The 22333-nt window shown below is 69.1% G+C and carries 9 protein-coding genes and 1 pseudogene; 4 read left to right on the top strand and 6 right to left on the bottom strand.

The window, feature by feature from the left end; all coding sequences use genetic code 11:
- Window positions 1-316: 316 nt before the first annotated feature.
- From ACTWP8_RS09075 to ACTWP8_RS09065, 3 genes are all read right to left on the bottom strand, one after another.
- Window positions 317-727 (bottom strand): YybH family protein, encoded by a 411-nt coding sequence (locus ACTWP8_RS09075; RefSeq protein ID WP_443316878.1) that lies wholly within the window; start codon window positions 725-727, stop codon window positions 317-319.
- Window positions 728-1013: 286 nt separating this feature from the next.
- Window positions 1014-1367, bottom strand: a complete 354-nt coding sequence (locus ACTWP8_RS09070) for an MmcQ/YjbR family DNA-binding protein (RefSeq protein WP_443316879.1) — start codon at window positions 1365-1367, stop codon at window positions 1014-1016.
- Between the two features lie 65 nt (window positions 1368-1432).
- Window positions 1433-2062 carry a TetR/AcrR family transcriptional regulator gene (locus ACTWP8_RS09065; RefSeq protein ID WP_443321622.1) on the bottom strand — a complete coding sequence of 210 codons (630 nt, stop codon included), beginning with the start codon at window positions 2060-2062 and terminating at the stop codon, window positions 1433-1435.
- A gap of 140 nt (window positions 2063-2202) precedes the next feature.
- Between ACTWP8_RS09065 and ACTWP8_RS09060 the strand changes: the two genes are divergently transcribed.
- Entirely contained in the window at window positions 2203-3075 is an 873-nt protein-coding gene (locus ACTWP8_RS09060) for an NAD(P)-dependent oxidoreductase (RefSeq protein ID WP_443321621.1), read from the top strand.
- A 158-nt stretch (window positions 3076-3233) separates the two neighbouring features.
- Here the strand turns inward: ACTWP8_RS09060 and ACTWP8_RS09055 are convergent, their stop codons facing one another.
- The 3 genes from ACTWP8_RS09055 to ACTWP8_RS09045 all read right to left on the bottom strand — a co-directional run bounded on the left by ACTWP8_RS09055 (window position 3234) and on the right by ACTWP8_RS09045 (window position 6815).
- Window positions 3234-4658 carry a flavin monoamine oxidase family protein gene (locus ACTWP8_RS09055; RefSeq protein WP_443321620.1) on the bottom strand — a complete coding sequence of 475 codons (1425 nt, stop codon included), beginning with the start codon at window positions 4656-4658 and terminating at the stop codon, window positions 3234-3236.
- Between the two features lie 457 nt (window positions 4659-5115).
- Window positions 5116-6291, bottom strand: coding sequence for an acyl-CoA dehydrogenase family protein (locus ACTWP8_RS09050; protein ID WP_443321619.1), 1176 nt, complete (start codon window positions 6289-6291; stop codon window positions 5116-5118).
- A 143-nt stretch (window positions 6292-6434) separates the two neighbouring features.
- A complete protein-coding gene (locus ACTWP8_RS09045) occupies window positions 6435-6815 on the bottom strand; it encodes a YybH family protein (RefSeq protein ID WP_443316884.1) in 381 nt (126 codons plus the stop codon).
- 332 nt (window positions 6816-7147) lie between these two features.
- Between ACTWP8_RS09045 and ACTWP8_RS09040 the strand changes: the two are divergent.
- From ACTWP8_RS09040 to ACTWP8_RS09030, 3 genes and pseudogenes are all read left to right on the top strand, one after another.
- A pseudogene (locus tag ACTWP8_RS09040) lies at window positions 7148-12589 on the top strand (SDR family NAD(P)-dependent oxidoreductase); the annotation flags it as partial.
- A 136-nt stretch (window positions 12590-12725) separates the two neighbouring features.
- Window positions 12726-19361 (top strand): type I polyketide synthase, encoded by a 6636-nt coding sequence (locus tag ACTWP8_RS09035; protein WP_443321618.1) that lies wholly within the window; start codon window positions 12726-12728, stop codon window positions 19359-19361.
- 919 nt (window positions 19362-20280) lie between these two features.
- Window positions 20281-21810 carry a BTAD domain-containing putative transcriptional regulator gene (locus ACTWP8_RS09030; RefSeq protein ID WP_443321617.1) on the top strand — a complete coding sequence of 510 codons (1530 nt, stop codon included), beginning with the start codon at window positions 20281-20283 and terminating at the stop codon, window positions 21808-21810.
- Window positions 21811-22333 lie beyond the last annotated feature (523 nt).

The following is a 22333-nucleotide window of genomic DNA, read 5'->3' as shown; positions in this document are numbered from 1 at the left end:
CGCTGTCGAGTGGGCCGTTACTCGCACTCTCAGGCGAGTACCGGCGAGTACAGCAAAAAGTACGGCATGCGGCGTGGGGGGCATCGAGGCCCGCGCGCAACACGGCCTGATCCAGCCGGTCACCGAGGGTGACAGAGGACGGAAGGCAGGCCGGCTCCAACCCCGGGTGGTACGAGTACTGTCGGTCCGTCGCCGAGTAACGCTCCCCGTTCGGCGCCGAGTTGTGCCCGGCGCCGTGCGGCACCCGGGCCGTCCGCCTGCGCAAAGGGGTGCGCGGCGGGCGGCCACCGGGCTTTCACGATCGGCCGGACTTGGTCTACTCGGCCACGAGGGAACCCGCGACCGGGCGGTCGACGGCCATGAGCCACCGCCCGTCCTCACCGCGCCGCAGGACGTCGGTGCACCGGCCTTCGAGGTGCATGGGCCCGCCGTCGGGCCCGGTGCCGTCGATGGAGTACTCCACGCCGATCAGCGCCACATCACCGGCGACGTACGAGTGAGTGACGCTGGCCTGCAGGACAGGCTTCGTCGCCAGGAACTCCTTGAAGAACTCTCGCCGCTTCTCGCCGGTGAGGGGAGCGCCCGAGAAGTTCGAGATCGCGTCCTCGCGGTACAGTCGGTCGAACAGCTCCCCGTCGCCGGAGTTGAAGACCTGCAGAAATATCTCGTTCTGCATGTCGGTGTCGTCTGTCAGGTCCGGGTTGTCGAAGTCGATGTCCACGGTCATGGGCATGGAGTAACAGCCCCACTTTCTCTGGTCTTTGGCGGTGGCATGATCCGGAATTCGCCGGGGCAGCCGGTACATGCTGTTCCGTGATTACGGCTGCCCATCCGCACGCTAATCGCAGCCATGACACTGATCGCCCACCGCCGGGTCACCGCGGGCCCATTCCGCGGGGCCGGAGCAGTTGGTCACCGGCAAAACGGTCGGACCCCCATCGCGGTGCTGCATGAAGCCGGGAAGCCACCACAGTTGAGGCGCCAGGGCGCCGGTGGTCGGGCATGGCACGGAATCAGGCCGAGCGGGGTGTTCCCGGCTCGGTGCCGGCCAGCCTCGGGGGTGCGGCCTGCCGCCACGAGTCAGTGAGGATGTCGCTCAGTTCGTCCATGTCGTCCAGCGCCGCCAGGCGCACGCGGACCCATGCGAAGTCGGCCTCGTGCGCGGCGACCCAGAACTTGTCCGGCTCCGCGAGTACCAGTTCGTCCCGCTCCAGCTTGGGACATCTGACGGCCATCGAGGTCTCGTCCTCGGGCAGCGTGGCGAACATCTTCCCGGCCACCCGGAACGTGGGCATGTCCCAGGCGGTCTTCTCGGTCGTCTCCGGAAGGGACAGTGCGGTCCTCCGGACGTCCTCGGATGTGATCATTGCCAGACCGTACGACACGACGGCCCCGAAGAGCCTTGTCGTTTCGTTCTTTCTGCCGGTGCCGTTCAGCGGCCGGTCGGCGTCTCGGGCATCCGGCTCTCGATCAGGGCGGCCAGGTGGCGTCCCGCGGTCAACAGCGGCTGCTCGCTGCGCTGCACCTGGCTCAGGGTCTCCGCGCCCTCCAATGTGCTGAGGACGGTGGAGGCCAGTTCCGCGGCCTCGGCGTCGCCGAAACCCGCCCGGCGGAGCCGGGCCGCGACCAAGTCCTGCCAGTGGCCCAGGGCCTGGACGCACGCCTCCTCGATGGCGGGTATCCGGCCGACTGTCTCCAGGGCCGTGACGGTGACCGGGCAGCCGTCGGCCCAGTCGGAGTCCCGCAGGGCCGCGGCGAGACGGCGGCCGCAGTTCTCCATTGCCCGCGCGACGCTGTCCTCTCCCTCCAGGCTGAGGCTGAGCATGTCGGCGAACTCCCGATTCCCGTGCTGGATGGCGGCAACGGCCAGCTGCTGCTTTCCGCCCGGGAAGAAGTGGTAGACGGAGCCGAGCGTGGCCCCCGCCTGCTGGGCGATCAGCTTGATCCCCGTGCCTTCGTACCCCTGGCGCTGCAGGAGCCGTGAAGCGGAACGGACGATGCGCTCGCGGGTTCCACCGGGATCCGTCTCGGTGCCGTCTGCGAGCTGCAACTTGTGAGGCATGGGCCCAGAGTACTGGATAGAGCGATCGTTCCAGGCTTCTGCTACTCTCTAATTAGAGCGTTCTTTCTAGACGTGTCAGCCGACACTCCCTCTGACCACCCCTGGTGGTGCGGGGCAGCCGGACAATCCAAGGAGAAGCGATGGGCAAGCAAGCGGTGACGGTCATCGGTCTGGGCCCCATGGGCCAGGCGATGGTGGGTGCCTTCCTGGAGAACGGGCACGACGTAACCGTGTGGAACAGGACCGCGAGCAAGGCGGAAGCACTGGTCGCCAAGGGCGCCAAGCTTGCCCCCACGGTGCGTGACGCCCTCGCGGCCAATGAGCTGGTGGTCCTCAGCCTCACCGACTATGACGCGGTGTACGCCATCCTGGAGCCGGTGGCGGACGCGCTGGCGGGGAAGGTCATCGCCAACCTGAGCTCGGACACGCCCGAACGGGCTCGCGCTGCGGCCAAGTGGGCGGCGGAGCACGGCGCCACGCACATCACGGGCGGTGTGCAGGTTCCCCCGCCCATGATCGGCAAGCCGGAGTCCTCCACCTACTACAGCGGCCCCAAGGACGCCTTCGACGCCCACGAGGCCACTCTGAGGGTTCTGACGGGAACTGACTTCCGCGGTGAGGACCCGGGGCTGGCCGCGATGTACTACCAGGCCCAGATGACCATCTTCTGGACCACGATGCTGAGCTACTACCAGACGTTGGCCCTCGGTCAGGCGAACGGCGTGACGGCCAAGGAGCTGCTGCCGTACGCGTCCATGATGACGTCGATGATGCCGCACTTCCTGGAGCTCTACGCCCAGCACGTCGACGCAGGCGAGTACCCCGGTGACGTGGACAGGCTCTCCATGGGCGTGGCCAGCGTCGACCACGTCCTCCACACGCACAAGGACGCCGGCGTCAACACCGCTCTGCCCGCCCTGGTCTCTCAGATCTTCCACAAGGGTGTGAGTGCGGGCTTCGCCGACAACAGCTTCTCCAGCCTGATCGAGGTCCTGAAGAAGCCCGCTGACTGACGGCGGTCAGCCAGCGGGCTGCCGGGCCCTGCCGTGCGGTGGGCGTGCACCGCGCCCGTCAAGGGAGTCGCAGGGCCCGCCGGGCCGACCCGGCGGGCCGGCCGTGCGGCGCGACGAGCAGTCCGGCTCAGGTCCGGGGCATGCTCAAGGCGGCCCGGTCAGGCGAGTTCTGCCGCCTGACCGGCCGCGCGCAGACCGGACTCGATGGCTCCTTCGATGAAGGCGCCGTGCCACCCTCGAGCGATGTCGGCGCCGGCGAAGACGATACGTCCGTGGGGTTCCTCGATGGCGGGGAACAGACTCAGCAATTGGTTGGGCCTGCGTAGGCCCCACCCACCCTTGGTGTACTGCTGCTTGGCCCACTCCATGGCGCGATAGCGGACGAGGGTCGCGTTCGGCAGGTAGGTGCGCACGGCGTCCTGCACGGCTGAGGCGTCGTTGACGTTGAGGGACGGGCCGGCGAACCCGATCATGAGCCTCCCCTCCGCGGTCTGCTGCTGGGGTATGAGCATGGGCAGCGGTGTCCCCTCACGGGCCATGCCCTGGGTGGCGGGCACATTGCCCTTGATCTGCAGCCAGACCTTCGTGGCGTGCGGTACCCCGATGCCTTCCGAGGAGGCCCGGGCATGGGCTGTGGGAAGACCGGGATTGAAGGTGATGGATTTCCAGGTATTGACGGGTACGGCAACCACCACCACCGGCGCGGTGAACTGTCCACCGCCGCTGCATGTGACGGTGACCTTCCCGTTCTGCTCGGTGATGCCGGTTACGGCCGTGTTGAGCCGGACGTTGGCCTGTGCCTCGTCCAGCATGGCGTTCAGGATCGCGATCATCCCGCCCTCGGGCCGCAGGCTCATGGTGGTGAGGTAATCCTGGTAGGTACCTCCGGCAAGCTGGATCCACTGCGCCATCCCTGTCAGCGAGCCGATCGTGCTGGGCCCGCCCGAGTAGATGGACGTCTCGCCGTTCAGGATCTCCAGCTCCGTGGGCGAGAGTGACAACTGGTCCAAGCGGTCCTGGAGCGAAAGCGGATCGACGTCGGCGAGCAGGTCCGATCGGTACAGCGGCTCGTGCGGGCGCTCGAAGTACTGCGCGGACCCCTCGTAGAAGGACTCCCACAGAGGGTCCACGGTGGCCGCGGCGTCCGCGGGGCTCACTGTCACGAGGCCGTTGTTGCCGGGCATCACCACCCGCTCGGCAGCGACGTCCTGGAACGTTCCGATGTTGTAGCGGCTGAGTTCGGCGTGCGCGAGTTCCTGTTGCGGGCCGAGCCAGCTCCCGCCGATCTCAATCTCCTCTCCGGCCCAGGTGTTGGTCCAGACCCGCCCGCCGACACGGTCACGTGCCTCGAGTACCACCGGCTTCAGTCCACGTTCGGCCAACTCGCGTGCCACCGTGGCACCCGCGTAACCAGCTCCGATGATGATGGCGTCCGCCGGTACCGCCTCTTGGGCGGCCTGTGCCCTGCTGAGCGCGACCGCGCCGACCGACGCTGCGGCGGCAGCGGCACCCGCGGATTTGATGAGGCGACGCCTGGTGAAGAGGCGGCCGGATGACGAAGAATTCTTGGCATGACGAGACATGGGTGCGTCCTGGTTCCCTTACTGAGTGCGTACCAGCCCGCTGTCTGCCCAGCGTGCTGTTCGATGGGACCGGAGCCATATGCAGCTTCGGGCATACGGCGTCCAGCCGGTACGGAAGCGAATTCCGAAGGTCAGGAGTGCGCCTGCATCGGCCGACGCCGACGGGAAGGGCCCTTGCGCGGCATGTGCGGACATGACGCGCTCTGCAAAGTTCCACTGAACACTCGGCGCGCTATGGATCTGAATTCCGCTCCTCCGCAAAGAGCTTCGGCCCGAAAGTGCCTTGCCGCTCCTTGGCTTCGGCAAAGACCATAGCGGTCCGGCAGCGGCACCTTTCCTCGATCCGGTCACCGCGCGGTCCTCGAGTGCTCACTGAGGTCCGGCTTTCCGGCCATGCTTGCCGTGGAAAAGAAGAGGAGCCGGGGGGACCCCGGCTCCGGCGAAGCGAGTCGTTCGGTCAGATGTAGTCCGTCCCCGGCTCCAGACCGACCATCACACGCCCCTGCGCCTCCAGGGAGCTGACGGGTGTCAGCAGGCCATGCAGGGACAGGGCCGCGATGTCCCGGAAGACCCGCTGAAAGGGGGTGTTGCGCATGATCGTCGAGGCGGAACTGATGTTGTACAGCGTCTCCACCGCCTCTTTCGTGGTCTGTACGACATAGCCGACCTGGCCGCGGATCGTTGCCTTCTCCTCAAGCGTCAGCTTCTCGCCGTTGTCCTCCCGGTCCTGAATGGTCGCCAGCCAGGTCTGCTCCAGCGCTTCGCAGGACGCGATCTTGTTGGCCGCGACGGCCAACTGCACCTGCGTGTAAGGGTGCTCACGCTGCTCGGCCCAGCTCGTGTAGGTGATGCCCTTGCCGGGCAGGCGCTTCACGAACAGCTCCAGCGCGCTCGCCGCCAGCCCGATGTAGACGGGGGCGCACGTCGCCAGGATGTAGCTGGTCAAGTTGTAGTTGCGGCCGGGAAGGTCGGCGTTCCACCGGTCCCGCGTCGAAGCGTCGTACACCGAGGTGTCGACAACCCGGTGGGCGGGCACGAAGACGTCCTTGACCGTGGAGGTCGCACTGCCGGTGCCGGCGGCGCCGAAGACGTCCCAGTCGTCGCCCACCTCGACGTCCTCGATCGGCACCATCGGGAACAGTTCCTCGTGTGTTCCGTCCGGCCGCTCCAGAATCGCCGCGCAGACGTTCCACTGTGCACCTCGCACACCGGTGTTGAAGCGCCAGGTGCCGTTGAGGATGTAGCCGCCCTCGGTGGGCACCAGGGTTCCGGATGGCGTGAACCCACCCGAGATCCGCACAGAGCCTTCCGAGAAGACTTCCTCCTGCGCCTTGTCCGGGTAAAGGCTCGCAATCCAGGCCGTGGAAATCCACACCATGGAGGTCCAGCTCGTCGATCCACAGCTACGAGCGATCTCGGTCAGGATCTTCGCCTGCTGCGCCACCGGGAGGTCGAGGCCTCCGAACCGCTGCGGGACGGCGATACGGAAGACACCGGCCTTTTCCAGTAGTTCGATGTTCTCCTCTGCTATCCACCGCCGCTCCTCGGCCAGGGAGGCGTTGCCCTGCAGTACGGGAGAGATGCCCCGGACTGCCTCCAGGACATCGGTGTAGGAACTCTCAGACGCGCTCATGAAGTCCTTCCTTCGCTGTTTCCGTCACCCGATCACCGGTTCAAGCTGCCGGGGGCAAGGCCCCGGCGGGTCGTGCGCTCCCGCCGACGCCCCCGGTCGGGCGGGCCGGCAGGAGCGCACGGTCTCCAAGCTCCCCAAGTCCGCTACTGCTTCTCGCCGTACGGGTCGTCGATGGCGTAGCGCCAATTACCGTCCGGACCGAGCCGCAGAACGTCCACGCCAACACCCTCCAGGTGCTCCGGCTCGCCGTTCTCGCTCGTGGTGTCGATGCTCCAGTCCACGATCAGCAGCGCTGTGTCACCGGTCACGAAGGACTGCCGCGGCTTGGCCGTCATCTTCGGCCCGCGGGCCAGGAAATCCCGGACGGAATCGATCCGGGCCTGACCGGTGAGGGGCACCCCCGGCTCCCAGACGGCGACGGCGTCCGGGGTGTACATCGCGTTGACCGCGTCGGCGTCACCGGCGTTGAAAGCCTTGACATAAAGGGCGGTGTGCTCGTCCACTTCGCTGGTGAGCTGCGTCATGTTGATACTGCTCCCGTTTTCTTCAGTGCGGATTTCTTCAGGGGCCGACATCGGCCATGCATGTGGTGTTCCTGATCCGTTGTGCGCTGAACATATCCGGCCTCTTCCTGCAGCGGCTCACCGCCGAGTAACGGGCCGTTCATGAATCGGCGCGGCGGAGCGGTTACCGCGCTGTGACTGGCGGTTGGGGCTCGGTTGGGCGGCCGTCCTTAGGATCGCCGGGGGGCGGATCGCAGGAATTCGATGCCGGAAACAGCCGGCAGAAATTGAGCACCGCACCCCAACTGTCCACCGACCGGGAGAGCTGAGTTCACGTGGCCGACGAAGAACAACTCCGTGATTACCTCAAGCGGGCCATTGCCGATGCCCGCGATGCCCGCAAGCGCCTGCGCGAGGCAGAGGAGAAGCAGCACGAGCCGGTCGCCGTCGTCGGAATGGCCTGCCGTTTTCCGGGCGGGGTGCGCTCGCCGGAGGATCTGTGGCAGCTGGTCTCGGACGGCGTGGACGCGGTCTCGGCGTTTCCCGCGAACCGCGGTTGGGATCTGGAGACGTTGTACGACCCGGATCCCGACAGGACAGGAACGTCGTACGCCCGCGAAGGCGGGTTCCTGCACGACGCCGACCTGTTCGACTCCGGGCTCTTCGGTATCTCCCCGCGCGAGGCGCTGTCCATGGACCCGCAGCAGCGGCTGCTGCTGGAGGCCGCCTGGGAGGCGTTCGAGCGTGCCGGCCTGGACCCGTCGTCGTTGAGGGGCAGCCGAACCGGCGTGTTCACGGGCGTCATGTACAACGACTACGGCTCACGGCCGAACCTTCCCGCCGATGGACACGAGGGCTACCTGTTCAGCGGCAGCGCGGGCAGCATCGCCTCGGGGCGGTTGGCGTACACGTACGGCCTGGAGGGGCCTGCCGTCGCCATCGACACGGCCTGTTCGTCGTCGCTGGTGGCGCTGCACCTGGCCGCCAACGCGCTCCGCCGGGGTGAGTGCGACCTGGCGCTGGCCGGCGGGGTGACGGTGATGTCCACCCCGGTCGCCTTCATCGAATTCTCGCGGTTGCGTGGGTTGGCGGTGGATGGTCGGTGTAAGTCGTTTGCGGCTGGGGCGGATGGTACGTCGTGGTCGGAGGGTGTGGGGTTGTTGTTGGTGGAGCGGTTGTCGGATGCGCGGCGTCGTGGGCATCGGGTGTTGGCGGTGTTGCGGGGTTCGGCGGTGAATCAGGATGGTGCGTCGAATGGGTTGACGGCGCCGAATGGTCCGTCGCAGGAGCGGGTGATCCGGCAGGCGTTGGTGGATGCGGGGTTGTCGGCGGCTGAGGTTGATGTGGTGGAGGCGCATGGGACGGGTACGTCGTTGGGCGATCCGATCGAGGCGCAGGCGTTGCTGGCGACGTATGGCCAGGACCGGCCGGTGGACCGGCCATTGTGGCTGGGCTCGCTGAAGTCCAACATCGGGCACACCGTCGCCGCGGCGGGTGTCGGTGGCGTGATCAAGATGATCGAGGCGATGCGGCACGGGGTGTTGCCGCGGACGTTGCATGTGAACGAGCCGACCCCAATAGTCGACTGGTCCTCGGGCGCGGTGGAACTGCTTACGGAAGCACGCCCCTGGCCTGAAACGGGAGCACCGCGCCGAGCCGCGGTCTCTGCTTTCGGTGTGAGCGGTACGAATGCTCACGTGATTGTGGAGGGGGCTCCGGTGGTGGGGGAGTCGTCTGTGGAGGTGGTGGGGGCGGGTCTTTCGGTGGTGCCGTGGGTGGTGTCGGCTCGGTCGGTGGAGGGTTTGGCGGGTCAGGCGGGGCGGTTGGTCCCGGGTGTGGAGGGGGTGGATGGGCCGTCGGTGGCGGATGTGGGGTTTTCGCTGGCGACGGAGCGTGCTGCGTTGGAGGAGCGTGCGGTGGTGGTGGGGCGTGATCGGGGGGAGTTGGTGGCGGGGTTGCGTTCGGTGGCCTCGGGTGGGGTGGGTCCGGGTGTGGTGCGGGGGGTGCGGGGCCGGGGTTTGTTGGGTGTGGTGTTTACCGGTCAGGGTGCGCAGCGTGTGGGGATGGGGCGGGAGTTGTATGCGTCGTTCCCGGTGTTTGCGGGTGCGTTTGATGAGGTGTGTGCGGAGTTCGAGCCGTTGTTGGGCAGGTCGTTGAAGTCGGTGGTGTTTGCGGCTGCGGGTTCGGTGGATGCGGGGGTGTTGGAGGGTACGGGGTTTGCGCAGCCGGGGTTGTTCGCGGTGGAGGTGGCGCTGTTCCGGTTGGTGGAGTCCTGGGGGGTGCGGCCGGATTTTGTGGCGGGGCATTCGTTGGGTGAGTTGGTGGCGGCGTATGTGGCGGGGGTGGTGTCGCTGTCGGATGCGGTGCGTTTGGTGGCTGCGCGGGCGGGTTTGATGGCGGGGTTGCCCGGTGGTGGGGTGATGGTGGCGGTGGGGGCGCCGGAGGGGGAGGTTGTTCCGCTGTTGGCGGGGTTGGGGGATGGGGTGTCGGTGGCGGCGGTCAATGGTCCGTCGGCGGTGGTGCTCTCGGGGGATGAGGGTGTGGTGGGGGAGGTGGTGTCGCGGTTGGCGGCTGGGGGTGTGGTGGCCAAGCGGCTGGCGGTCTCGCATGCTTTTCACTCGGCGCATATGGATCCGATGCTGGAGGAGTTCCGTGCGGTGGCGGAGGGGGTTTCCTACCGGGCGGCGCGGATTCCGGTGGTGTCGACGGTCAGTGGCCGGTTGGCTTCGGGGGAGGAGTTGGGGTCGGCGGAGTACTGGGTTGGTCAGGTGCGGCGGCCGGTGCGGTTCTTCGATGCGGTGCGCACGTTGGAGGACCAGGGGGTGGATACGGTCCTGGAGTTGGGTCCGGAGGGGGTGTTGTCGGCCCTGGTCGCCGGTGGAGTGCGGGATCCGGGGGGTGTGGCGGCGGTTCCGGTGCTCTCGCGGGAGCGGGATGAGGTCGAGAGTGCGGTCACGGCGCTGGGGCGGTTGCACGTGCGGGGAGTGCCGGTGGACTGGGCCGGCTTCTTCGCGGGCAGCGGAGCACACCGTACCGACCTGCCCACCTACGCCTTCCAACACCAACGCTACTGGCTGGAAACCAGGCCCGCCGCCGAAACCCTGCGCACCGGTACGGGCACCTCGGACCATCCGCTGCTCGGCGCCGCGGTCAGCGCCGCCGGCACCGAACAGGTGCTCTTCACCAGCCATGTATCGGCTCAGGACCACCCATGGCTGGCCGACCACACCGTGCTGGGCCAGGCCGTTCTACCGGCCTCCGCGCTGGTGGAGCTGGCGATCCGAGCCGGTGACGCGTTCGGCTGCACCGCGCTGGACGAACTCTCCCTGGACCGGCCCGTGGTTCTGCCCGAGCACGGCGGCGTACAGATCCAGGTAGGCGTGGGCGCGCCCGATCCGTCGTCGAGAAGGGAGTTCACCATCCACGTCCGGCCGGCCACCGAAGACATGCCCTGGACGCTCCACGCACGGGGGCTTCTCGGCGCCGGCAGCGGGCACGCCGGGCTGGAGGTGGAGACGGACGGATCCGGAGACTCGGCCGAGGTGGTCCTGCCCGAGGCTCTCCGGGAAGACGCTGCACGGTATGGCCTGCACCCCGCGCTTCTGGACGCGGCCCTCCTGCACTGCTCCACGACCGTCGGCGAGGGGACCACCGCGGTCCCGGCCGACTGGCACGGAGTACGCCTCCACGCGGTGGGTGCCACCGCGGTCCGCGTCCGGGTACGCGAGACGGGCGACAACACCGTCGCGATCCGCCTATCCGACGCGGAAGGCAAGGCGGTCGCCACCGTCGACAGGCTCGTGTTCCGGGCTGTCCCCGACGATTGGTTCACCCCCGCACACGGAGCCGCGCACGACTCGCTCTTCCACGTCGCATGGGCTCCCCTGGGCACGCCGCAACCCACTGGAGCCGTGCCCACGGTGGTGCTGGACAGCGAGCGGTCCGGCTTCCCGGAGGGCGCCCTGCCCGCGGTGGAACGGCTCGAAGACCTGACCGCGGTGGTCAAGGTCGCCGAGTCCCCAACTCCGGCGGATGTAGTACTGGTTCCGTGGACCTCGGCCGCGTACGGCGACGTGCCGGGCGCTGTGCGCGGCGCGGCGTGGCAGGTCCTGACGCTGGTGAGGCAATGGCTCGCCGACGATGCGCTCGCCCGCACCCGACTGGCCGTCGTGACCCGCGGCGGCGTGGCCGCGGCCGCGGGCGAGGAGGTGGCCGATCTGGGAGCGGCCGCTGTGTGGGGCCTGCTGCGCTCGGCGCAGTCGGAGGCCCCCGGCCGGATCACGCTGATCGACACCGACGGCACGCCGGCCTCCGCCGCGGTGCTGCCCTCGATCGCGGCCGGGGGTGAGCCCCAGGCGGCGGTCCGGGGAGGAGAGATCTTCGTCCCCCAGCTGGACCGTGCGCCGCGTACCGTGGCACAGAGCCCTCCCGGCGCGTCCTTCGATCCGCAGGGCACGGTGCTCGTCACCGGTGGCACCGGCACTCTGGGCGGCCTGGTCGCGCGGCACCTGGTGACCGGGCACGGCGTGCGCGAGCTGCTGCTCGTGAGCCGGCGCGGCCCCGAGGCCGACGGCGTCGCCGAGCTGGAGGCCGAACTCACCGCACTTGGTGCGCGGGTCACCACAGCCGCGTGCGACGTGGCCGACCGCGACGCGCTCGCCGCCCTTCTGGCGGGCATCCCGGCCGAGCACCCGCTGACCGGCGTCGTGCACGCGGCGGGCGTCCTGGACAACGGCCTGATCACTTCGCTGACCTCCGAGCGGCTGGACGCGGTGCTGCGTCCGAAGGCCGATGCGGCCTGGCATCTGCACGAGCTGACCCGTGAGCTGGACCTGTCGGCGTTCGTGCTGTTCTCTTCCGTGGTTGGCGTCTTCGGCGGCCCGGGGCAGGCCAACTACGCCGCGGCCAACGCCTTCCTGGACGCGCTCGCCCAGCACCGCGCCGCCCACGGCCTGCCCGCGACCTCGATCGCCTGGGGCCTGTGGGCACAGGACGGCGGGATCAACGCGGACCTGGACGCCACCGACCGCAACCGCTTCGCCCAGGGCGGCTTTCTGCCAGTCACCGCCGAGGAGGGGCTGGCGCTGCTCGACGCGGCACTCGCCCAGCAGCGAGCGGCACTGGTGGCCACTCCCCTGGACCAGACCGCCGTACGCGAAGCCGCCGTACGCCAAAACGACCGGGTTCCGGCGCTGCTGCGGAGCCTGGGCAGCCCTGCGGTCCGGCGCCGTACCGCCCGGTCCGAGGCGGGAGGGGACGACTCGTCGCTCGCGGGACGCCTCGCCCGGCTCACTCCCGCCGAGCGTGAACAGGCCCTGCTCACCGTTGTCCGCGATGACGTGGCAGCCGTTCTCGGCCACGCCGAGCCGCGGACCATCGAGGCCGATCGTGCCTTCCAGGAACTGGGCTTCAACTCGCTGACAGCCGTCGACCTGCGCAACCGGCTCACGGCCGCGACCGGAATGCAGCTGCCCACGACCGTGATCTTCGATCACCCCACCCCGGCCGCTCTCGCCACGTACCTGGACGACCGGATGGCCTCTCCCGGCCCGGACGAGCTCCGGCCCGTACTCGAGGAGATCGACAGGCTCGAAGCGCTCCTTGCCGCCGCCCCGGCGGACGAGGAGGCGCGCGGCAGAGTCGCGGTCCGCCTGCGGGCCATCGTGTCGAGGCTGAGCCCCCCCGTGGACGCTGTGGCGGACACCGCCGATGAGCACGACGTGGCGAGCACGCTGGAGTCGGCGACGGCGGATGAGATCTTCAGCTTCATCGACAACGAGCTCGGCCCGGCCTGACCTTTTTCGCCCTCCTACCTGCCGACCGAGATTTTCGCCCGTCGGTCTTCCGCCTTTCGCGTGCGGGCTTCCGCTTTTCGTCTGCGTTTTTCAACCGTGCGCCTGTTGCGCCCTCGTATGGAGAGACTGATTTCCCATGTCCAACGAAGAGAAGCTGGTCGAATACCTCAAGCGGGTCACCGCAGATCTGCACAAGACCCGCGGGAAGCTTGCGGAGCTGGAGGCGGCCGACCGGGAGCCCGTCGCGATTGTCGGTATGGCCTGCCGTTTCCCCGGAGGAGTGACGTCGCCTGACGAGCTGTGGCGGCTGGTCATGGACGAGCGTGACGGAATTTCGGAGTTCCCCACCGACCGCGGCTGGGATCTGGAGAAGCTGTACGACCCCGATCCGGACCGGCCCGGCACCTCCTACACCCGTCACGGTGGCTTCCTCGATGGCGCAGCCCTGTTCGACGCGGAATTCTTCGGTATCTCCCCGCGTGAGGCGCTGTCGATGGACCCGCAGCAGCGGCTGCTGCTGGAGACCGCCTGGGAAACCTTCGAACAGGCCGGTATCGACCCGGTCTCCCTCAGGGGCAGCGGCACAGGCGTGTTCGTCGGTGTCGTGGAGCAGAGCTATCACGGGCTGCACGGCCCCGAGGAGTTCGAGGGCTACCTCATGACCAGCAAGCTCAGCAGCATCGCCTCGGGACGGATTGCCTACACCTTCGGATTCGAGGGTCCGGCGCTGTCGGTCGACACCGCTTGCTCCTCGTCGCTGGTCGCCCTTCATCTGGCTGCCCGGTCGGTGCGGCAGGGCGAGGCGTCAATGGCGCTTGCGGGCGGAGTCACGGTGACGGCGACGCCTGGCGGATTCATCGACTTCTCCCGGCAGCGTGGGTTGGCGGTGGATGGTCGGTGTAAGTCGTTTGCGGCTGCGGCGGATGGTACGTCGTGGTCGGAGGGTGTGGGGTTGTTGTTGGTGGAGCGGTTGTCGGATGCGCGGCGTCGTGGGCATCGGGTGTTGGCGGTGTTGCGGGGTTCTGCGGTGAATCAGGATGGTGCGTCGAATGGGTTGACGGCGCCGAATGGTCCGTCGCAGGAGCGGGTGATCCGGCAGGCGTTGGTGGATGCGGGGTTGTCGGCGGCTGAGGTTGATGTGGTGGAGGCGCATGGGACGGGTACGTCGTTGGGCGATCCGATCGAGGCGCAGGCGTTGCTGGCGACGTATGGCCAGGACCGGCCGGTGGACCGGCCGTTGTATCTCGGTTCGCTGAAGTCAAACATCGGGCACACCGTCGCCGCGGCGGGTGTCGGTGGCGTGATCAAGATGATCGAGGCGATGCGGCACGGGGTGTTGCCGCGGACGTTGCATGTGAACGAGCCGACCCCAATAGTCGACTGGTCCTCGGGCGCGGTGGAACTGCTTACGGAAGCACGCCCCTGGCCTGAAACGGGAGCACCGCGCCGAGCCGCGGTCTCTGCTTTCGGTGTGAGCGGTACGAATGCTCACGTGATTGTGGAGGGGGCTCCGGTGGTGGGGGAGTCGTCTGTGGAGGTGGTGGGGGCGGGTCTTTCGGTGGTGCCGTGGGTGGTGTCGGCTCGGTCGGTGGAGGGTTTGGCGGGTCAGGCGGGGCGGTTGGTCCCGGGTGTGGAGGGGGTGGATGGGCCGTCGGTGGCGGATGTGGGGTTTTCGCTGGCGACGGAGCGTGCTGCGTTGGAGGAGCGTGCGGTGGTGGTGGGGCGTGATCGGGGGGAGTTGGTGGCGGGGTTGCGTTCGGTGGCCTCGGGTGGGGTGGGTCCGGGTGTGGTGCGGGGGGTGCGGGGCCGGGGTTTGTTGGGTGTGGTGTTTACCGGTCAGGGTGCGCAGCGTGTGGGGATGGGGCGGGAGTTGTATGCGTCGTTCCCGGTGTTTGCGGGTGCGTTTGATGAGGTGTGTGCGGAGTTCGAGCCGTTGTTGGGCAGGTCGTTGAAGTCGGTGGTGTTTGCGGCTGCGGGTTCGGTGGATGCGGGGGTGTTGGAGGGTACGGGGTTTGCGCAGCCGGGGTTGTTCGCGGTGGAGGTGGCGCTGTTCCGGTTGGTGGAGTCCTGGGGGGTGCGGCCGGATTTTGTGGCGGGGCATTCGTTGGGTGAGTTGGTGGCGGCGTATGTGGCGGGGGTGGTGTCGCTGTCGGATGCGGTGCGTTTGGTGGCTGCGCGGGCGGGTTTGATGGCGGGGTTGCCCGGTGGTGGGGTGATGGTGGCGGTGGGGGCGCCGGAGGGGGAGGTTGTTCCGCTGTTGGCGGGGTTGGGGGATGGGGTGTCGGTGGCGGCGGTCAATGGTCCGTCGGCGGTGGTGCTCTCGGGGGATGAGGGTGTGGTGGGGGAGGTGGTGTCGCGGTTGGCGGCTGGGGGTGTGGTGGCCAAGCGGCTGGCGGTCTCGCATGCTTTCCACTCCGCGCATATGGATCCGATGCTGGAGGAGTTCCGTCGGGTGGCGGAGGGGGTTTCCTACCGGGCGGCGCGGATTCCGGTGGTGTCGACGGTCAGTGGCCGGTTGGCTTCGGGGGAGGAGTTGGGGTCAGCGGAGTACTGGGTTGGTCAGGTGCGGCGGCCGGTGCGGTTCTTCGATGCGGTGCGCACGTTGGAGGACCAGGGGGTGGATACGGTCCTGGAGTTGGGTCCGGAGGGGGTGTTGTCGGCTCTGGTCGCTGGTGCGGTGCGGGATCCGGGGGGTGTGGCGGCGGTTCCGGTGCTCTCGCGTGGCCGGGATGAGGTTGAGGGTGCGGTCACGGCGCTGGGGCGGTTGCATGTGCGGGGAGTGCCGGTGGACTGGGCCGGCTTCTTCGCGGGCAGCGGAGCACACCGTACCGACCTGCCCACCTACGCCTTCCAACACCAACGCTACTGGCTGGAGGCCGCGGCAGGCGCGACGGGCAGCGCCGACGCCGGCGACCTCGGGCTGAGCCCTGCGGACCATCCGCTGCTCGGCGCCGCGGTCAGCGCCGCCGGCACCGAACAGGTGCTCTTCACCGGTCGGCTGGCGCTGAGTACGCATCCGTGGCTGGCCGACCACACAGTCCTGGACCTGCCGGTGGTCCCGGCCTCCGCGCTGGTGGAGCTGGCGATCCGGGCCGGAGACGAACTCGGCTGCACCGTACTGGAAGAGCTCGTTCTCACCACTCCTCTCGTCCTGCCCAAGCACGGCGCGGTCCACATCCAGGTGCGAGTGGAGGCGCCCGACCACTCCGGGCGGCGTTCCTTCACCGTCCACGCACGTCCCGACACCGCCCAGGGGCCGTGGACGCCGCACGCACACGGCCACCTGAACGTCCAGGGCCAGGACGCTCGTGGGATCCCTGGCCTCGGCCAATGGCCGCCCGCCGACGCCGAATCGGTGGACGTCGAGGAGGTCTACCACCGACTCGCCGGGGCCGGCCTGACGTACGGTCCCGCGTTCCGAGGAGTGACCGCGGCGTGGCGGCGCGGCCAGACGCTGTTCGCCGAGGTCGGCCTGCCCGAGGCTGTCCATGCCGACGCGGCGGGATACGGTCTGCACCCCGCGCTGCTCGACGCGGCGCTTCACACCATGTCTTCCGGCGACGGGGCTCCAGAGAACGGCGTCGCGGCCTCGCTCGCCCATGTTTGGACAGGAGTCCGCCTGCACGCGACGGGGGCTGTGGCCGTACGAGTCCGGCTGACCCCTGGCGGCGACGGTGCGCCCGAGGTGCTCCTGGCGGACGCCGCCGGAGAGCCCGTGCTCGTGATCGACTCAGTGGCGACCCGCCCGGTCACCGCCCGTCAGCTCGCCAACGCCCGTGCCCGGCACTCCGGTTCGCTGTTCCAGGTCGGCTGGACGGCGCTCCCCGAGCCGGGGCCTGTGGAGCCGGTGCGCTGGGCCGTGCTGCGCGCCCTCGGCAGCGAGACCCGTGGCGTCTTCGACGGCGACATCATCGATGCGGACGGGTTCGACGATGTTGCCGCAGTGGCCGAAGCCGTGGGATCCGGCAAGGGCCCCGACGCCGTGGTCGTTCCCTGGCCGGGCGAGACTCACGGTGGTCTCCCGGGTTCGCTGCGCGCCGGCAGCCGCCGCGCCCTGGCACTGGTGCAGGAGTGGCTGGCAGACGACCGGCTGGCCGGGACCCCGTTGCTGCTGGTCACCCGTGGCGCGGTGGCGCCGGCGGGGGAGGATGTGACGGATCTGGCGGCGGCCGCGGTGTGGGGCCTGCTGCGCTCGGCGCAGTCCGAGGCCCCGGGCAGAATCGTGCTCGGCGACGCGGTGGCCGGGGAGAGGGTCTCCGGTGCGCTGCTGTCCAGGGTCCTTGCCTCCGGAGAACCCCAGGTGGCGGTGAGAGACGGGAAGATGCTGGTGCCCCGGCTGCGGTCCCTACCCGCCGACTCCGCCGACTCCGCCGACTCCGCCGACTCCGGCAGCGCCGGCGCGGCACCCGAGCCGGGGCCGGACACCCGGGGCACGGTGCTCATCACCGGAGGCACCGGGGCCCTGGGCGCGCTGTTCGCCCGTCACCTCGTCACGCGGCACGGCGTGCGCCGTCTGCTGCTCACCAGCAGGAGGGGCGAACAGGCGGCGGGTGCCGCCGGGCTGCGGGAGGAACTCGAGAAGTACGGCGCGGACGTCACGATCGCCGCGTGCGACGTCGCCGACCACGACGCGCTCGCCGCCCTTCTGGCGGACATCCCGGCCGAGCACCCGCTGACCCGCGTCGTGCACGCCGCCGGCGTCCTGGACGATGGCGTCATCTCGGCCCAGACCCCTGAGCGGCTGGACGCGGTGCTGCGTCCGAAGGCCGATGCGGCCTGGCATCTGCACGAGCTGACCCGTGAGCTGGACCTGTCAGCGTTCGTGCTGTTCTCCTCCATCGCGGGCGTGGTCGGCGGCCCGGGCCAGTCCAACTACGCGGCGGCCAACGCCTTCCTGGACGCGCTCGCCCAGCACCGCGCCGCCCACGGCCTGCCCGCGACCTCGATCGCCTGGGGCCTGTGGGCACAGGACGGCGGAATGAACGCGCACCTGGACGCCACCGACCGCAAGCGCATCGCGCGCAGCGGTTTCCTGCCCATCGAGCCGGAGCAGGGCCCACCCCTGATGGACCTTGCCCTGGGGACGGACCAGGCGGCGCTGACCGCCACCCCCATGGACCTCGCCGCGCTCCGGGAACAGCCGCGGATTCCGCCGCTCCTGAGCGGCCTCGTACGCACTCCGTCGCGTCGCGCGGCCAGGAACTCCGGCCAGGACACCGAACCACTGGCCCAGCGGCTGGCCGTACTGCCCGAGGAGAAGCAGCGGGAGGCAGTGGTCGAGCTGCTCCTGGCCGAGGCCGCCGGGGTACTCGGCCACGCCGACCCGCGCGGCATCAGCGCCGACCGTCCCTTCCCCCAGCTGGGCTTCGACTCCCTGACGGCGGTGGAGCTCCGCAACCGGCTGGATGCCGCGACCGGCGTCCGGCTGCCCGCCACCGCCGTCTTCGACCACCCCACCCCGGCCGCCCTCGCCGCGTACGTGCATGCCGAACTGACGGGAGTTGAGGCAGCGGCGGGCTCCCCTTCCTCCGCCCCGACCGAGCACGCCGTCGACTTCCGGGCGGAGGTCCGCCTCGCGGATGACATCCGGCCGGCGGCGGAGATCTTCCGTACGGCCGACGACCCCGAGGAGATCCTGCTCACCGGCGCGAGCGGGTTCCTCGGCGCGTTCCTCCTGCGCGACCTGATGCGCACCACCCGGGCGACCGTGCACTGCCTGGTCCGTGGGGCCGACAGGGCGGAGGCGACCGCACGACTCCGGGCGAACCTGGAGTGGTACCGCATCCAGGACCAGGTGGACCCGGGCCGGCTCTCGGTCATTGTCGGTGACCTCTCCCGGCCGCGTCTGGGCCTGACCCCCGAGGACTTCGACGCGCTGGCCAGGAAGGCCGACGTCGTCTACCACGTGGGGGCCACCGTCCACTGGCTGCGTCCGTACACGGCCCTGAAGGCGGCCAACGTGTCCGGCACCGAGGAGATCCTCCGGCTCGCGGCGCGCCACCGCACCGTTCCCGTTCACTACGTCTCGACCGTCGGCGTGTTCAGCGGGCCGGTGACCCCGGGTGTGCCGCTGCGGGCCACCGACCCCACGGGCCCCGCCGAGGCACTTCCGAGCGGTTACCTGCAGAGCAAGTGGGTCGCGGAGCAACTCGTCGGCCTGGCGCGCGAACGGGGTCTTCCGGTGTCCGTCCACCGGGTCGACGTGATCTCCGGTGACCAGCGCAACGGGGCCTGCCAGACGCGGGACTTCGTCTGGCTCAGCCTCAAGGGCATGCTGCAGGCCGGGGCCGTACCCGCCGGAGTCGGCGGGCGCTTCCACCTGCTGCCGGTGGACTACGTGAGCGCCGCGATCCTCGGCCTGTCCCGCAGTCCCGAGGCCGCCGGCGGCACCTTCCACCTGTTCAACCGCGACTCCCTGAGCCTGGAGCGGTGCGTGGAATACCTGCGCTCGCTCGGCTATCCGCTGACGCCGCTGGACCGTGACACATGGAACGATGCGGTGAAATCGGACCGCGACAACGCGATGGCGCCGTTGCTCCACGCGTTCGAGATGATGACGTCCGACACGGACGCCTTCTACCCCGCCATGGACACGAGCGGAACCGAGGCGGCACTCGCCGGCAGCGGGATCGAATGCCCACCGCTGACCAGGGAACTCTTCGTGAAGTACGTCGAGTTCTTCGTCCAGGCAGGACACTTCCCGCCCGCCCCCGGGGCCGGGCGAGGCCGCGCAGAGGGTCTCGGGCACTCATCGGTCCTCTCCGGAGAGTGACGGGCTGCGCGCGGAGGCGTGGACATCCCATCGATCGGTCAACGTGAGCTGCCCGAAGCAGGGCGTTGACCGGTGCGGCGGCTGGGGCCGGGGCGTGGGCCCCGGCCCCAGGCATGTACGGCGACGACGTCGTTCTCCAAACGGCGGCCGGCGAACTGTCGCCGAGACTCGGTCGGCACCGTGTGTGATTGAAGTCGCAGGTGAGGCGCGGGCTTCCATGTGATGCCCGAATCACGTCCCATGGATGCCCGAATCACGTTCCGTGGGTGCCCGAATCATGGATTCCGGCTCTGTGTTCGATGCGGCGTGCTGTGGAATTGAGCGTCCTCGGCAGGTTGCATTCGGCCATTGCCGTGAATTAATTTCAGTCACATCGGCGTGTCGTCTAAGAATTCCCGGAACCGGCGGAGGGAGATTCGGGCACGGCCACGTCCGTGGCTTTCGTCCAGGCTTCCGCTACGAACCTTTGGCCGCCTGCGGGTAACAAAGTGAGTGACGTATGTTCCGGATGCGCCTGGGAGACTCGTTTTTGCAGGTCGCTGGGCGTGGGCCAGGGCGGGCGAGCACTTACCTGACGGTAAGCACTCGCCAAAAAGTAAGTACTTCCTTCAGCGAAGTTGAACCGCTTACGGTCAAGGCACGTTCTCCCTCTGGAACACCTGAGTCGCCTTAGCGACGAGCAAACCCATCAATATTCGTCCGTCTCGCCGTGCCCATCGGTGCCCATCCTCGGCGAATGCTGCAGGTGCGCCCGGGCCGGGAGGCGTGCGGGGGAACCAGACCTCCGAAGAGTTACAAGTAGTTGGAGGTAACTGTGCAATTCTGGATACTCGGACCACTGGAATCATTGGACAACGGCCGCCCCGTGGCACTCGGCGGGACCAAGCAGCGGGCGACACTCGGATATCTGCTTCTGCGGATGAACCGCGTTGTCGCGACCAGCCAGCTCCTCAACGCCCTGTGGCCCATGGACGACGCCCCCATATCGGCGCGCAAGATCTTGCAGAACGCCATATGGGGCCTGCGGCGAGCCCTGCCATCGAAGCAGGGCGGCACGGGGGCCACCCTGGTGACACAGCCCCCCGGCTACAGACTGACCGTCGACCCCGACGACGTCGATCTGTACCGCTTCCAGCGCATGGTCGAGACGGGGCGGGCGAAACTCGCGGAAGGAGCACCGCAAGAGGCGGCGCTGCTTCTGCGGGACGCCCTGGCGCTCTGGCGCGGGCCGGTACTCGCGGACCTGGCCGAGGCAGGCATCGCCTGGCCCGAGCTGTCCGCTGTGCAGAACGCCCGGCTGGACGTGATGGAGGACTACTTCGAGGCGGAACTGGCATGCGGCCGGCACAGCGCGGTGCTCGGTGAACTGGAGGCCATGGTCGAGAAAACGGCGCTGCGGGAGCGCTCGTGCGGGCAGCTGATGACCGCTCTGTACCGCAGCGGCAGGCAGGCCGACGCTCTGAACGTGTACAGCCGGGTACGGCGCATGCTGGTGGGCGATCTGGGCCTGGAGCCCGGCCGCGATCTGCAGATGCTCCAGCAGGCGATCCTGACCCAGGACCCGTCGCTGAATCTGCCTCAGGGGGCGGCCGTCCGTGGTGGGCCCCGCCGGGTCGTGACCCTCACCGGCCGTGCCGAGTCCGCGCGACGGATCGCGGAGGGCGGCCCGACGGTCTCCGGCGCTGTGGTGGCTCCGCGCCGGCCGGAGGCCGTGAACGAGAGCGGACGGCCCGTCCGGGCGGGTGAGGAGCCGGCCACCGTGCCCGCGCGGCAGGCCAGACCGGTCCGGCGCAGAAAGGTCAACGTGCTCCTGGTCCGCGCACAGCTCGCGGCGGAGGCCGGTGACATCCACGCCGGGGGCGCCATCGATGCCGAAGACATCGACGAGACGCTCGAGCGCGCCTCGTGCTGGATCGAGGAGACCATTCAGCACTTCGGCGGCACTGTCACGGCGGGCATAGGGTCGATCGCCATGGCGGTGTTCGACTCGGGCGGGGAGCGCATGGACGACGCCGAGCGCGCGGTGCTCGCCGCGCTGGCGATACGTGAGGGCCTCGACGCTCCGCATGGGCCGTTTGGGCAGTCCTCCGCCGTCGGCCCGGTGCTGTCCTTCCGTGCGGCGGTCGCCGCCGGCGAGGCATCGGTGCACTATCGAACGACCGACTCGGACGGCGCCCCAGCCGCCATCACCGGCGCGCTGCTCGAGGGGTGCACATCCTTGCTGTCGCGTGCCCCCGTCGGCCAGATCCTGGTCTGTGGCAGCACGCGCGACGCCACCGAATCGCTGATCGACTACCGTGCCGACGGCACGGGAGCGTGGGAGGCACGGGGCATCCGCGCTGACTCCGTGGACCTCGAGTCCATCCCCACCGTGGAGCGGGAGGTGGTACGCGGACTGGGTGCGGCCTCCTGGACCGGGCGAGACACCGGGCTGCCCTGCGTTTCGTAGTGCTGAACGGCGCCGGCGTCGGCATGACCCGCTTCCTCTGTCCTCGCCTCCCCGGACGCCGCGGTCACCGGCTGTTCGACTTCGCGGCGGCCGCCGCGCTCACCTTCTGCGATGGCGTGCATCCGGGGCACCTGGGGCAGTGTCGGAATGACGTGTACACCGATCGCCTGGAAGACGGCGTCGAAGCTGTCGGTGAAGGAGGCGCCCGCGGTCCCGGATGAGGAATCTGATCGTCTCGGCATGGTTGCCGAGATCCGTGAGGGAGTTGCGTGCTTGCTGAGTGATCCAGGGGCCGGTCGGATGGCGGGTGATGCCGACTGGGAGCGGTGCTGTTCGAGGCATTGCTCATGCTCTCCCAGGGGCAAGGGGAGCAGCCTGCGGAGCTGCCCGACACCGGCGACCTCGAAGTGTCACGTCGTAGGGGTCGGTGCGGACCTTGAACGTCCTTCCAGGCGAGACAGGATCGCGCAGGCCGTCGTGCGGACGGTTCTGCCAACAGGCCACGATCCATTCATCGAGCAGA

Source organism: Streptomyces sp. 7N604 (assembly GCF_052245475.1).
Taxonomy (GTDB): Bacteria; Actinomycetota; Actinomycetes; order Streptomycetales; family Streptomycetaceae; genus Streptomyces.
The sequence above is the reverse complement of the archived record's forward strand: the minus strand, read 5'-3'. Positions and strand labels throughout refer to the sequence as shown.

What these genes read in the sequence shown, in the direction of transcription:
- ACTWP8_RS09075 (WP_443316878.1), bottom strand. Translation starts at nt 727, where the DNA reads ATGACCGTGGACATCGACTTCGACAACCCGGACCTGACAGACGACACC.
- ACTWP8_RS09070 (WP_443316879.1), bottom strand. Translation starts at nt 1,367, where the DNA reads ATGATCACATCCGAGGACGTCCGGAGGACCGCACTGTCCCTTCCGGAG.
- ACTWP8_RS09065 (WP_443321622.1), bottom strand. Translation starts at nt 2,062, where the DNA reads ATGCCTCACAAGTTGCAGCTCGCAGACGGCACCGAGACGGATCCCGGT.
- ACTWP8_RS09060 (WP_443321621.1), top strand. Translation starts at nt 2,203, where the DNA reads ATGGGCAAGCAAGCGGTGACGGTCATCGGTCTGGGCCCCATGGGCCAG.
- ACTWP8_RS09055 (WP_443321620.1), bottom strand. Translation starts at nt 4,658, where the DNA reads ATGTCTCGTCATGCCAAGAATTCTTCGTCATCCGGCCGCCTCTTCACC.
- ACTWP8_RS09050 (WP_443321619.1), bottom strand. Translation starts at nt 6,291, where the DNA reads ATGAGCGCGTCTGAGAGTTCCTACACCGATGTCCTGGAGGCAGTCCGG.
- ACTWP8_RS09045 (WP_443316884.1), bottom strand. Translation starts at nt 6,815, where the DNA reads ATGACGCAGCTCACCAGCGAAGTGGACGAGCACACCGCCCTTTATGTC.
- ACTWP8_RS09035 (WP_443321618.1), top strand. Translation starts at nt 12,726, where the DNA reads ATGTCCAACGAAGAGAAGCTGGTCGAATACCTCAAGCGGGTCACCGCA.
- ACTWP8_RS09030 (WP_443321617.1), top strand. Translation starts at nt 20,281, where the DNA reads ATGAACCGCGTTGTCGCGACCAGCCAGCTCCTCAACGCCCTGTGGCCC.